General features: G+C 63.3%; 12 protein-coding genes. 4 read left to right on the forward strand and 8 right to left on the reverse strand.

The window, feature by feature from the left end; genetic code table 11:
* The first annotated feature begins 100 nt into the window (after nucleotides 1–100).
* Complete coding sequence (gene rcdA / locus M1E12_RS13035; RefSeq protein ID WP_113458504.1) at nucleotides 101–616, forward strand: protease adaptor protein RcdA; 516 nt, start codon at nucleotides 101–103, stop codon at nucleotides 614–616.
* A gap of 139 nt (nucleotides 617–755) precedes the next feature.
* On the forward strand, nucleotides 756–1,823 hold the full coding sequence (locus tag M1E12_RS13040; RefSeq protein WP_479562085.1) for a patatin-like phospholipase family protein: 1,068 nt from the start codon (nucleotides 756–758) through the stop codon (nucleotides 1,821–1,823).
* 78 nt (nucleotides 1,824–1,901) lie between these two features.
* On the opposite strand, the gene rpmE is transcribed toward M1E12_RS13040, so the two are convergent.
* Nucleotides 1,902–2,123, reverse strand: a complete 222-nt coding sequence (rpmE, locus tag M1E12_RS13045) for a 50S ribosomal protein L31 (protein WP_113376335.1) — start codon at nucleotides 2,121–2,123, stop codon at nucleotides 1,902–1,904.
* Between the two features lie 188 nt (nucleotides 2,124–2,311).
* On the opposite strand from rpmE, the gene M1E12_RS13050 reads away from it, so the two are divergent.
* Nucleotides 2,312–4,114: an ABC transporter transmembrane domain-containing protein gene (locus M1E12_RS13050; RefSeq protein WP_479562086.1), complete on the forward strand. Its 1,803-nt coding sequence runs from the start codon at nucleotides 2,312–2,314 to the stop codon at nucleotides 4,112–4,114.
* A 12-nt stretch (nucleotides 4,115–4,126) separates the two neighbouring features.
* On the opposite strand, the gene M1E12_RS13055 is transcribed toward M1E12_RS13050, so the two are convergent.
* From M1E12_RS13055 to M1E12_RS13085, 7 genes are all read right to left on the reverse strand, one after another.
* Nucleotides 4,127–5,773, reverse strand: coding sequence for an FAD-binding dehydrogenase (locus tag M1E12_RS13055; protein WP_479562087.1), 1,647 nt, complete (start codon nucleotides 5,771–5,773; stop codon nucleotides 4,127–4,129).
* A gap of 87 nt (nucleotides 5,774–5,860) precedes the next feature.
* On the reverse strand, nucleotides 5,861–6,892 hold the full coding sequence (locus M1E12_RS13060) for a peptidoglycan -binding protein (RefSeq protein WP_479562088.1): 1,032 nt from the start codon (nucleotides 6,890–6,892) through the stop codon (nucleotides 5,861–5,863).
* The gene (locus M1E12_RS13065; protein ID WP_113458509.1) at nucleotides 6,893–7,927 is read right to left on the reverse strand and encodes a flagellar motor protein MotA; all 1,035 of its coding nucleotides are present in this window, start codon (nucleotides 7,925–7,927) and stop codon (nucleotides 6,893–6,895) included.
* Between the two features lie 100 nt (nucleotides 7,928–8,027).
* Nucleotides 8,028–8,828: an inositol monophosphatase family protein gene (locus M1E12_RS13070; protein ID WP_113458510.1), complete on the reverse strand. Its 801-nt coding sequence runs from the start codon at nucleotides 8,826–8,828 to the stop codon at nucleotides 8,028–8,030.
* 139 nt (nucleotides 8,829–8,967) lie between these two features.
* On the reverse strand, nucleotides 8,968–10,233 hold the full coding sequence (locus M1E12_RS13075) for an MgtC/SapB family protein (RefSeq protein WP_479562089.1): 1,266 nt from the start codon (nucleotides 10,231–10,233) through the stop codon (nucleotides 8,968–8,970).
* 36 nt (nucleotides 10,234–10,269) lie between these two features.
* Nucleotides 10,270–11,460 carry a tetratricopeptide repeat protein gene (locus M1E12_RS13080; protein WP_479562090.1) on the reverse strand — a complete coding sequence of 397 codons (1,191 nt, stop codon included), beginning with the start codon at nucleotides 11,458–11,460 and terminating at the stop codon, nucleotides 10,270–10,272.
* Nucleotides 11,461–11,468: 8 nt separating this feature from the next.
* Nucleotides 11,469–12,116 carry a thiamine phosphate synthase gene (locus tag M1E12_RS13085; protein ID WP_113458512.1) on the reverse strand — a complete coding sequence of 216 codons (648 nt, stop codon included), beginning with the start codon at nucleotides 12,114–12,116 and terminating at the stop codon, nucleotides 11,469–11,471.
* Nucleotides 12,117–12,220: 104 nt separating this feature from the next.
* Here M1E12_RS13085 and M1E12_RS13090 point away from each other — a divergent pair, with 104 nt between their 5' ends.
* Entirely contained in the window at nucleotides 12,221–12,997 is a 777-nt protein-coding gene (locus tag M1E12_RS13090) for a sulfite exporter TauE/SafE family protein (RefSeq protein WP_113458513.1), read from the forward strand.
* The last annotated feature ends 1 nt before the right edge of the window (nucleotide 12,998 follow it).

Genomic DNA, 12,998 nt, shown 5'->3' on the forward strand with positions numbered 1-12,998 from the left:
TTGGGCTATTGGTAGCATCGTAGCCTCACAAAATGCGGCAGGAACAAGTTCGTAGCGCTGTCGTTACATGCCTAAGTGATGCGTTTACAGGGAAACATCCATGTCTGAACTCGGTGTGAATACGGTTAGCTTTGCCGGTCGTGTGGCAGCGTCCAGCCAGTTCAAGTCGACCTATGCTGAAGGCATGGGACTGGTTGAAGAAACTGCCGCTTACCTCGACGGCCCCGGCCGCGCAGCCGCCAAGGTTCTGCCGCGCCAGGCCTCTGTGCTTTACGCTGCCGAGTCGATGCGCCTGACGACCCGCCTGATGCAGATGGCCTCCTGGCTTCTTCTGCAGCGCGCCGTCAACAACGGCGAGATGAGCCGCGACCAGGTGATCTCCGAAAAGAGCAAGGTCCGCCTCGACGGCTTCAACGTCGACCGCGCCGCACCGGGTTGGAACGACCTGCCGGAAGCCTTCCGCGATCTCGTCGAGCGTTCGCTCCGCCTGCAGAACCGCATCGCCCTGCTCGACCGTGAAATCTATCGTCCGTCCGAGGAAGAGTTCCAGCCGGACAACGAGAACAGCGTCCAGGCACAGCTCAACCTGCTGCGCACAGCCTTCAACGCAGGCTGATTGATCTAAAAAAGCACCACTTCAGCCCGGCCAGCGCAAGCTGAGCCGGGTTTTTCATGTGCGCTTTCAAAAGGTTGCAAGAATAGCATTTACAACCTTTAATAATGTGCAACAATTCCTTTAAAAGGGGGAGTTGAGCATGACACGGTTCATTCTTTCGATTGATGGCGGCGGGATCAGAGGCACCATCCCGGCAGCCATACTCACGGTGCTGAAAAGCAAACTTGAAAAACGCGACAAGCGACTGCCACTGCATCGCTACTTCCACATGATCGCGGGCACATCGACCGGTGCGATCATCGCCGCGGGTTTGACCTGCCCAAAGCCAGAGAAACCGGACGAGCCGGCCGCCGACCCGACGACACTGCTCGACCTGTATAAGCGCAAGGGCGGCGAGATCTTCAACATCGGCCTTTTCCGCAAACTCGCGAACTTCGGCGGGCTGTTCGAAGAACGCTATGACGCGGCACCGCTGGAGAAGATCCTGCGGCAGATGCTGGGTGAAAAGAGCGAGATCAAGGATGCGCTGACCAAAGTGCTGATCACGGCCTACGACATCCAGGCGCGCCGGGCGGTCTTCATGACCAATGCCGACAAGGATCACGAACGTTTCCGCTTCTGGCAGGCGGTGCGCGGCTCCTCGGCAGCGCCAACCTACTTCGAACCCGCACTGGTCGAGAATCTCGCCAAGGAAAGCCACGGACAGATCCCGGCGCTGCCGCTGATCGATGGCGGCGTGTTCGCCAATGATCCGGCGATGGCGGCCTACGTGGAGGGCTGCAAGCTCGGCTGGCTCGACAAGGGCAACGAGATCGTCATCCTCTCGCTTGGCACCGGCTCGGCGAACCGCCCGATCCCCTATCAGCAGGCCAAGGGCTGGGGCGCCGGCGGCTGGATCAGTCCGGCAAACGACACACCGCTCATCTCGGTCCTGATGCAGGGACAGTCCAGCACGACATCCTACCAGCTGAACAAGCTGCTCAACGCCGACCCGCCCAGTTTTGCCGAAGGGGCGACGGTGGTGACGACGGGCAATCGCAAACGGCTGAACTATGTCCGGCTGGATGCGCCGCTGGTCGGCGTCAATGACGCTCTGGACGACGCGACGCCGGAGAACATCGCCAAACTCGAGCGCTTTGGTCTCACACTGGCTGAGAAGCACGATCTGGCACTCGAGGAGATCGCTGACCGGCTCGGCGCCATCTGAGACGCTTCATTCCCTGAGCCTCAACGCAAAAAGCCCGGCACGAAGCCGGGCTTTTTGTATGCAGATCGTCCGAAGCGATTAGAGGCCGAGGCCGCCGAAGCGCTTGTTGAACTTGGAAACGCGGCCACCGCGGTCCAGCAGCTGCTGGTTACCACCGGTCCAGGCCGGATGCGACTTCGGGTCGATTTCGAGGTTCATCACTGCGCCCTCGGAACCCCAGGTCGAACGGGTTTCGTATTCGGTGCCATCGGTCATGACGACCTTGATGACGTGGTAGTCGGGATGGATGTCAGCCTTCATCGCTCTATTCCTGCTGTGCCGTGGGGTCCATATGCCGCAATTGCCTCGGCAGAACCTATTCAATAGATGAAGCCGCAGTCCTTATGGGCTACGGCTTCCCAATTCGATGCCGTGCCTATACATGAAGGGCGCAGGGATAACAAGTGCCATGGCGTGAAAGCCGGTATGCGTTGAAGGAGCATGACAGAGTGACCTCGGAAGCTGAAAACACAGACAAGAAACGCCGCTCTCTGAAGCCTCTCACCAGTCTCTTTCCCTATCTGAAGCGCTATAGAGGTCTAGTGGCCGGCGCGCTGATCTTCCTTGGCCTTGCAGCCGCCACCACGCTGGCCCTGCCGATTGCCATCCGTCGCATGCTGGACCACGGTTTCCAGGCTTCCGACAGCGAATTCATCAACAAATACTTCGCCATGATGATCGTCATGGCGCTCGTTCTCGCGATCGCCAGCGCCCTTCGCTATTACTACGTCATCACGATCGGCGAGCGGGTCGTCGCCGACCTGCGCCGCGACGTCTTCGCCCATGTCACGAAGCTCTCCCCCTCCTTCTTCGACATCAACCAGTCGGGCGAAATCGTCTCGCGGCTGACCGCTGATACGACTCAGCTGAAGTCGGCCGTCGGCGCGACAGCGTCGCTTGCGCTGCGCAACACGATCCTCTGTCTCGGCGCCGTCGTCATGATGATCGCAACGAGCCCGAAACTGTCGATCATGGTGCTGGCCGCCATTCCGGTCATCGTCTTCCCGCTCGTCGGCTTCGGCCGCTCGGTGCGTCAGCGCTCCCGCGCCGCCCAGGACACGCTGGCCGAAGCCTCGTCCTATGCCGGCGAAGTGATCGGTGCCGCCCGCACGCTTCAGGCCTTCAATGCCGAAGAATCCGCGCGCGGCCGCTACTTCGGCTCCGTGGAAAGCGCCTATGAAGCCGCCCGTTCTGCCATCCGCTCCCGCGCGCTTTTGACCGGGGTTGCGATTGCGCTCGTCTTCGGCAGCGTTGTCGGCGTCCTCTGGTACGGCGCCCAGAGTGTTCTCGCCGGCACCATGAGCGGCGGCACGCTTGGCCAGTTCCTCCTCTATTCCCTGATCGCCGCCGGCTCGCTCGGTACGCTATCGGAAGTCTGGGGCGAACTCTCCCAGGCTGCCGGCGCCGCAGAGCGTCTGCATGAGCTTCTCGCCGAGCATCCGGCTATCGCCGCCCCCGCCAATCCCAAGGCCTTGCCGGACCCGGCTCAGGGCAGTGTCTCTTTCGAGGACGTGCACTTCTCCTATCCCTCGGCGAAGACCAAGTCGGCGCTCAATGGTCTCTCCTTCACCGTTGCCCATGGCGAAACCGTCGCCATCGTTGGTCCGTCAGGCGCCGGCAAGAGCACCATCTTCTCGCTGATCCTGCGCTTCTACGATCCGGCCTCCGGGACGATCCGCCTCGACGGCGTCGATATCCGCGAGGCAGATCCCCACGCCGTTCGGCAGCGGATTGCCATCGTGCCCCAGGACACGACGATCTTCGCCTCCTCGATCCACGACAACATCGCCTTCGGCACACCCAACGCCTGCCGCGGCATGGTGGAGGCGGCAGCGGAAGCCGCCCAGGCCAGCGAGTTCATCAGTCGGCTGGAGAACGGCTTCGACACCATCGTCGGCGAACGCGGTGTGACGCTTTCGGGCGGTCAGCGTCAGCGGATCGCGATCGCCCGCGCCTTGCTGCGCGACGCCCCGCTTCTGCTGCTCGACGAGGCGACCTCGGCGCTCGACGCCGAAAGCGAAACCCTTGTCCAGAAGGCACTCGACGGCCTGATGCGCGACCGCACCACCATCGTCATCGCCCACCGTCTCGCCACCGTGCTGAAGGCGGACCGCATCCTCGTGCTTGATGATGGCCGCATCGTCGAAGAGGGCACGCATCAGAGCCTGATCCAGCAGGGTGGCCTCTATGCAAAGCTCGCCCGCCTGCAGTTCGAGACCGGCGGCCGCGACTTTACCGCCGCCGCACAGTAAGCTTCGTCAGGCTCAGCGCCCGACGCTACGCCCCGCCACGCGACCGGAGAACAGGCAGCCGCCGAGGAAGGTGCCCTCGAGCGCGTTGTAACCATGCATGCCGCCACCGCCGAAGCCGGAAACTTCGCCGGCCGCGTAAAGCCCCGGCACCGGCTTGTTTTCCCGGTTCAACACGCGCCCTTCGAGATCCGTGTGTAGCCCACCCAATGTCTTGCGCGTCAGAATATGCAGCCTGACGCCGATCAGCGGACCCGCGGCCGGATCGAGCAGCCGATGCGGCTTGGCCGTGCGCATCAGCTTGTCGCCGAGATAGTTGCGCGCGCCGCGGATCGCGACGACCTGCGCGTCCTTGGAGAAGCTGTTTTCCATCTCCCGGTCACGCGCCTCGATCTGCGCCCGGACATGATGCACGCCCAGCCGATGCTCGCCGGTCAGCTCGTTCATGCCGGCAACAAGATCCTCCAGATTGTCCCTGACCACAAAGTCCTCGCCCTTGTCCATGAAGGCCTGCACGGGCCCCGGCGGGTTCTTGCCGAGGCGTTTCAGGAGCAGCGGAATGTTCTTGTCGGTCAGATCCGGGTTCTGCTCAGATCCCGAGAGGGCGAACTCCTTCTTGATGATCGCCTTGTTGAGGATGAACCAGGAATAGTCGTGCCCGCGGGCGCGGATGGCCTTCAGCGTGCCGAGCGTGTCGAAGCCCGGCATCGCCGGTGCGGGGAAGCGATGGCCATCGGCATCGCACCAGAAGGACGAAGGCCCCGGCAGAATACGGATGCCATGGTTCGGCCAGATCGGGTCCCAGTTCTTGAGCCCCTCGGTATAGTGCCACATCCGGTCACCATTGATGACCTCGCCACCGGCCGCCTGGGTGATTGATAGCATGCGGCCATCGACATGGGCCGGCACGCCAGCGACCATCTGCTTGGGCGCCGGTCCGAGGCGATTGGTGGGCCAGCTCTTGCGGACGAGGTCGTGATTGCCGCCGATACCGCCGGAAGCCACGATGACGGCCCCTGCCCTCACCTCGAACTCGCCGACGACATTGCGCGAGCTGGAGGCACCACGGGGCGTGGCGTCACCGGCAAGAAGCTGGCCGGAAGCGCCGGTGATCGTGCCATTGGTCGCAATCAGCCGGTCCACTTGGTGACGGAAGAGGAAGGTCAGCTTGCCGGCCTCGGCAGCAGCCTGGGCACGCCGGACGAAGGGCGCGAGAACCCCAGGACCAGTGCCCCAGGTCACATGAAAACGCGGCACGGAGTTGCCATGCCCGTCGGCATGCCCACCGCCGCGTTCGGCCCAGCCGACGACGGGAAACCAGCCGACACCCTGGCTTTTCAGCCAGCTGCGCTTTTCCCCCGCTGCAAACTGCAAATAGGCTTCGGCCCATTGGCGCGGCCAGAAATCCTCCGTGCGATCGAATGCGGCCGACCCCAGCCAGTCCTGCCGGGCAAGCTCCAGACTGTCGCGAATGCCCATCCGGCGCTGTTCGGGACTATCGACGAAGAAGAGCCCGCCAAGCGACCAGAAAGCCTGACCACCCAGGTTCTGCTCGCCCTCCTGATCGATCAGCCCGACGCTCAGGCCGCGATCGACAGCCTCCGTGGCGGCGACCAGGCCGGCAAGGCCACCTCCGATGACGATGACGTCGAATTCCTGCATGCCATCCTCCCCATGCGCATGTTCTTACCTTTACGCACACGTAATACAGCACGCAAGTTGTCGGGAAGGCAAACAATTATGCCTGTATCAGCGCTCGGTGAGCTTGAGCTCGATGCGGCGGTTCTGGGACAGCACTTCCGGCGTCTCCCCTTCGGCAATCGGCTGGAACTCGCCGAAGCCTGCGGCGACGAGCCGGTTTGCCGGCACACCCCGGGAGATCAGATATTTAACGACCGAGGTGGCGCGAGCGGACGAAAGCTCCCAGTTGTCCCGGTAGCGACCCGTACCGGTCAGCGGCGAGGCGTCCGTATGGCCATCGACCCGGAGCACCCAGTTGATCTCGGACGGAATCTCCTCCGCCAGCTCGAGAACCGCAGCGGCGAGCTTGTCCATCTCCGCCTGCCCTGCCGCATCGAGATCGGCACCACCAACGGGAAACAGCACTTCCGACTGGAAGACGAAACGGTCACCGACGATGCGAATGTTCTCACGATCCGACAGGATCTCGCGAAGACGCCCAAAGAAGTCGGAGCGATAGCGGTTGAGCTCCTGGACGCGCTGCGCCAGCGCCACATTGAGGCGACGACCGAGGTCGGCGATCCGTGTCTGCGAGGCCTGATCCTTCGCTTCGGAGGCCTGCAGGGCTTCCTCGACCGCCGCGATCTGCGCCCTGAGTGCGGCGATCTGCTGGTTGAGCAGCTCGATCTGGCTCATTGCCCGGGCGCTGACCTGCTTTTCGGCGTCGAGTTCTTCCGTGAGACGGCCGACCTTGGCATTGGCGGCATCCGCGGTCCCCGCTCCACTGTCGAGCAGTTCCTGCAGGCGCGACCGCTCGCTTTCCGACGAAGCGAGAGAGGATTGCAGCGCTGCAAGCGTATCTTGCAGGTCCTGCTTGCCGCTTTTCTCCAGCGCGAGCAGCTGCGTCAGTTCCGCGATCTGGCTGTTCAGCCGGTTCAGCACCTCATCCTTGCCGGAGATCTCGCGGCCCAGGATGAACTGCGCCACGACGAAGACCGTGAGCAGGAACATGATGGCGAGCAAAAGCGTGGACAGGGCATCGACGAAGCCCGGCCAGTAGTCGACGCCGCGCTCGCGGCGGCGGTTGCGCCCCAGCGCCATTTACTTGTTGCTCCCGCTGATCTTGTCGTTCAGCCGGTCGAGCGTCTTGCGCATGGCGCGAGCATCCTCCTGCTGCGCTTCGATCCAGTCGCGCAGCATCTGCTGCTCGTTGCGCATGTTCTTGACCAGTCCCTGAATGCCTTCTGCAAGCCCCGCGATTGCCGCCACCGAGCGGTCATTGCCCTCGCGATTGGCAAGCTTCTGGATCTCCTCCACCAGCAGGCGGACGTCATCGCTGGCAACGGCTGCACTGCCTTCCGAAACCACCGGACGCTCCGAATCGAGATCCGTGACGGAGGAAAGCCAGTTTTCCAGTTCGGTATAGAAGCGGTTCTGCGCACGGCCCGCCTGCAGATCGAGGAAACCGAGGATCAGCGAGCCGGAAAGACCGAGCAGCGAGGACGAAAAAGCCGTGCCCATACCGGAAAGGGGCGCGGTCAATCCCGACTTGAGCGACTGGAGAATGTCGTTGCTGTCGCCCGAAGCCGGGTCGAGCGAACCGATCACCTCGTTGATCGAGCCGATGGTGCCGAGCAGACCCCAGAAAGTGCCGAGCAGGCCGAGAAAGACGAGAAGACCGATCAGATACCGGCTGGTGTCGCGCGATTCGTCGAGGCGCGTCCCGATCGAATCGAGGATCGACCGCAGCGCCGTCGTCGAGATCGCCATCGAACGGCGACCGCCGATCAGTGCGCGCATCGGTGCAAGCAGCTTGGGATCACGGCCGACAAGGGTCGCATTGTCGCCGGCGGCACGGAAGGAATTGAACCAGCGCACTTCCGGTCGAAGGGCCAGCACCTGGGCGAAGACGAGAATGATGCCGACCGCGAGAACCCCGAGGATCAGCCCGTTCAGCCCGGGATTAGTCACGAAGGCCGCATGCGCCTGGCGGTAGAGGATGGCCGCGATGAAACACACGATGATCAGGAAGATCACCATGGTTGTGAAGAAGGGCATCGGGCTGGAGAGCTTCTGGCCATATACGCCCGGACGGGTCTCGCCCACCTCGAGATCCTCCAACTTCACTTTCGCCATGGTATGCTCGACCTCCGGGGAATCTTGGACGCGGAGGCTAGTGCAAAAATGAGACGAATTGAAGCCGCGGACTTTGGGAAAATTTTCCCGAAGGCAAAAATCAGGCCTGCGGCACCGGACGGTTGACGACCTCTTCGAGAGCCTTGCGGATATATTCGTTGCCGGCCAGCACCGTGCCGTTCTCGAACATTTCCTGACCGCCCTTCATGTCGGAAACGAAGCCACCGGCCTCCTTGATGAGGAGAATGCCGGCTGCGATGTCCCAGGCATTGAGCTGAGCTTCCCAGAAGCCGTCGAGACGACCGGCCGCAACATAGGCGAGATCAAGGGCTGCAGCGCCCATGCGGCGAACGCCGGAGACTTCGCCCATCACATGGCGCAATTCGATGAGGAATTTGCCGTGCTGGCCACGACCGAGATGCGGCACACCGCAACCGATGACGCAATCCGACAGCACCTTGCGAGCGCCGACGCGGATGCGGCGGTCGTTGAGGAAGGCGCCGCCGCCCTTTTCCGTCGTGTAGAGTTCGTCGGTCGCCGGGTTGAAGATCACGCCGGCGACGATTTCGCCATTGCGCTCCAGCGCGATCGACACGGCAAACTGCGGAATGCCGTGCAGGAAGTTGGTCGTACCGTCGAGCGGGTCGACGATCCAGCGATGCGCGCCGTCGGTGCCCTTGATCTCCTCGCCTTCCTCGCCGAGGAAGCCATAGGTCGGACGGGCCTTGAGAAGTTCCTCGCGCACGATCTTCTCGGCGCGGAAGTCGGCCTGCGAGACGAAGTCACCGGGGCCTTTCACGGAAACCTGCAGGTTCTGCACTTCACCGAAATCGCGCGAGAGCGACTTGCCGGCCTTGAGTGCTGCCTGAACCATGACATTGAGAAGGGCTGAGCGGGCCATGTATCGAATTCCTTGAAACTGGGAGGCGCCGGAAGGCGGCAACGGACGAGCGCGCGACGGCGGCGATGTTTGGCCGGTTCAAGACCACAAATGCCGCCGGAATTCAAGGGGTATGGCGGTTCCGGCCCATGCGCGGGTGTCAGACGTGCCCTGCAGCGAAGGTGACGATCAGGCCTGCCGTAACGGCAATCAGGGAGGCTGCACCCAGTCGAAGCACAAAGCCTGCACTTCCTGCGACACCTGCATAGACGACCTTGGCCGCCATATTGGCGGTCACGGCGATACCGACAGCAATCGTTGCCACATCGAGCGACAGGGCCGGCAGCATTCCGGCAACCGTCACACTGACGGCATCGACATCGGCCAGCGCAGTCAGAGCCGACACGACATAGAGCCCGCCATCGCCGAAGATCTGGCTTGCCGCCCGCGCGATGAAGGCGACGACGGTGATCAGCAGCGCCATCTTCACCACCTGCGCCAGCTCGAACGGATTGCCGGGCAGCTCCGCCTCTGCCGCCACGACCCCACGGGCCACCAGCGAAAAGGCGATCACCAGCATCAGGGCACCGGCGACGAGCAGTCCCGGCAACAACCGCTCTCCAAGCGATGGCGCAAGCGCCAGCATGAGCAGCGCCGTGCGGATCAGCGACACGCTGCCGGCTGCAATCGCACCGGCAGCCGGGCCGGCAGCATTGGCTGAAGTCAGGCTGTGGCGCGCCATCGCAAGCGTCGTCGCCGTTGACGACACCAGCCCGCCCACGCCACCGGCCACCAGATCGCCGCGCCCGCCGCCGATCAACCGCACGGCGACATAGCCGACATAGGAGATGGAGGCGAGCAGGATCACCAGGATCACGAGGCTTCGCGGAGAAACACCGCCAAAGGGACCATAGGGATCCGCTGGAATGAGCGGCAGGATGACGAAGCCCATGGCCAGCAACACGACCGCCGAACGCAACTCGACCCAGGTCAGCCGCCGGATCGCGCCATGCAGGAATTCCCGACTTGCCAGCAGCGTGACCATCGCGGCCCCGGTGGCAGACGCCACCGCCATGTCCCCCATCACCGCCAGAGCCCCGAGCCCGAACGTCGTGATGCCGGCAATGACCGTGGTGGCACTGAAAGTCCCCTCGGCGCGCGCTTCCATCAGACCGAAACGCAGAAGAACGACCGAAATTGCCAGCAGGAAGCTCGCAACGATCAGCCCGGAAACACCGCCCGGGGTGAAGACGCCGTCCAGAAGTCCGGCGATGCCGCCGGTCATGCTGATCAGGGTAAAGGTGCGGATCCCAGCAATGCGGGCACCTTCCGGCTCGTCGCGTTCCCGCCAGTGACGCTCGACGCCAACAGCAGCACCGATGGCACACGCAAGCCCGAGACGCTGGAAAATGTCGATGAGATCCATGACCGCCGCCCTCCCCCGAAGCGGCAGGCGGCTAACTTACGTGCGTCTGAACCGGTTGGCGAGATCGATGGCCTGCTTCTGCTGCTCTTCGTTGAGGCCGAGATAGAAGTCCTCAAGCCCCGGATCCTTGAGCCCCGCGCGTCGCGACAGCACATACCACTTGGCCGCTTCGACGGGATCGGGCTTCGTGCCGAGAGCATTGATATAGAGATGCGCCAGCCGGTTCTGCGCCACCACATTGCCGCGAGCCGCGGCGATGCTGAGCCAGCGGTAACCGGCCTCATAATCCCGTGGTCCGTTATAGCCGTTCACCAGCCAGAGCCCCATGTCGAGCTGGGCCGTATCGAAGCCCGCTCTGGCCGCGCGCAGCATCCATTCTCGCGCGCGCGCCTTCTTCTCCGGCGGAACATCCTTCAGCGCCGAATAGACCTGCGCCAGCGCATATTGCGCATCGGCGATCCCCTGCTCGGCCGCCTTTTCGTAAAACGGCATCGCCATGGTGAGACCACGCACGCCCGGATTGGCCGAGACGAGGATCTGCGCCCAGTTGAACTGCGCCGAGGCGTTTCCGGCCTCCGCAGCGCGGCGCATGTAGTCGTCCGCCTTCGCCTTGTCCTGCGGGACCTCGCGACCTTCCATCAGGAGGAGCGCGTATTTGAACATCGCAGCCGGATCGCCACCCTGGGCGGCCTGGCCATACCAGAAGGCAGCCCCCTTCGGATCGCGCTTCACCCCGAGACCGCGAGACATGATTTCGGCCAGCAGCGTCTGGGCTGCGGGATCCCCAAGCTGCGCCCTCGGCAGCGCCTTGTCGACGGCCGTCAGGAACAGGCCGCGCTGGAAAGCGCCGTAAGCTTCGTCCGGCTTGCCCTCATAGGGCTTTTCCGGCGGCAGATCCGGCAGGGGCGTGCCCATGCGCAGATAGATGTTGATGCCTTGCAACTCGTCCGGCTTGTCGCCGGTGGTCGGCTTGGCGCCCTTCGTGGCAGGCGGTGCGCTGTCCCGCTCGCCGCGATCCAGCGTGCTCGCATCGCCGGTCGAACTGTTCGGCCGCGCACCGCGCTCGATTTCGCCGGCATCGGTGGGATTGGCCGGCAGGATTGCCGGCTGGTCACCGATCTCGATCCCGTCCTCGCTCTCCTGCGCCACCGCCGGGATGGCGATCAGAAGGCCCGCACCGGTCAGTGCGGCAAGAATCAGACGGTGAAGAGACGGGTTTGAACGCATGAGGCGGTTCAAGCCTCAAACCGTGGCGCTTTTTCGTCAAGCTCGGCATTCACCCGGGTTACGATTGCGGCAGCTTGTGCCGGATCGGAAAACACGGCCTTGCCGAGGGCCACGAATTCGACGCCGCTTTCGGCGACGACGAGGGCCGAAGCCGGATCCGTGCCGCCCATGACGATGGCCGGGATTTCGATCATCGCCGACCACCATTCGCCAAGGGCAACATTCTTCGAATGCGCCTCCGGCTTGATGTCCCCATCGATCTTGCCGAAGAAGATGTAATCGGGCTGGATCTCGCCCATCTCCAGCGCATGGTGCCGGTCCATGGCGTTGCCACCGCCGACGATCAGCTTCGGCACATGCTTTTCGACCGCTTCGGCCAATGCCTCGGCATTGCCGGAGATATGCAGACCGTCAGCCTTCACCCGCCCGGCAACCCGGCTGTTGTCGACGACAAGCGCGGCCGCCCCCGCCTTCTGGATGACGGGAACGATTGCCTCTGCATGCTTCTGGAAGGCGGTATCGTCGAGGCCGTATTGCGGCACGATCACCGATGCAACATCACCGCCACGTAGCGCGTTTCCGACGACTTCGGCGCATTGCGCCGTGTCCGGCATATCCGGAACGATGAGGACGAGGCGGCAGCGATCTTCGGTCATGCGCGGTGTTTCCGTGTGCGGGACGGGTCCGTTTCTCAGGATTTCGTCCTCGTTTTCTCTGGACAAATCCGATAGACCGCTCTTCCGAAAGGATCAACCGCGCAATGCTGACTGACCCGAACTTCTATGCCGTCGCCATTCCCGCCGTTGCCCTTGTCGGCCTTTCCAAAGGAGGTCTCGGTGGTGCTTTCGCGCTGATCGGCGTGCCTCTTCTGGCGTTTGCCGTGCCGCCCATGCAAGCCGCCGCGATCTTCCTGCCGATACTTCTGGTGATGGACGCCGTCGCGCTCTGGGCCTGGCGCCGCCACAACGACCGCGCCACCCTGATCGCCATGCTGCCGGGCGCCATCATCGGCATCGGTCTCGGCTGGGCCACCTCGACCTATGTTTCGGCCGACGCCATGCGCCTTGTCCTCGGCGGCATCTCGATCGTCTTTGCGCTGAAGTATTTCGTGGAAAGCTGGGCCGCCTATAATGGGCGGGAGACGGCGCCCGCCGGACAGCGCCCGGTCGCCGGTTCCTTCTGGGGATCGCTTGCCGGTTATGCGAGCTTCGTCGCCCATGCCGGTGGCCCGCCCTTCCAGATCTACGTTTTGCCGCTGAAGCTCGACCCGCTCACCTATACCGGAGCATCCACGCGCTTCTTCGCGATCCTGAACGCGATCAAGGTCATCCCCTATTTTGCTCTCGGCGAACTGGACGCGACAAATCTGAGCCTGTCGGCCGCCCTGCTGCCGATCGCCCTGATTTCGACGCTTGCCGGCGCCCGTCTCGTGCACTTCCTGAAGCCCGCGATCTTCTATCCGCTGATGTATGGAATGGTGCTGATCGCAGGCAGCAAATTGCTGTGGGACGGCACCCGCGGATTGACCGGCCTCTAAC

It is taken from the genome of Rhizobium sp. K33 (assembly GCF_056501445.1).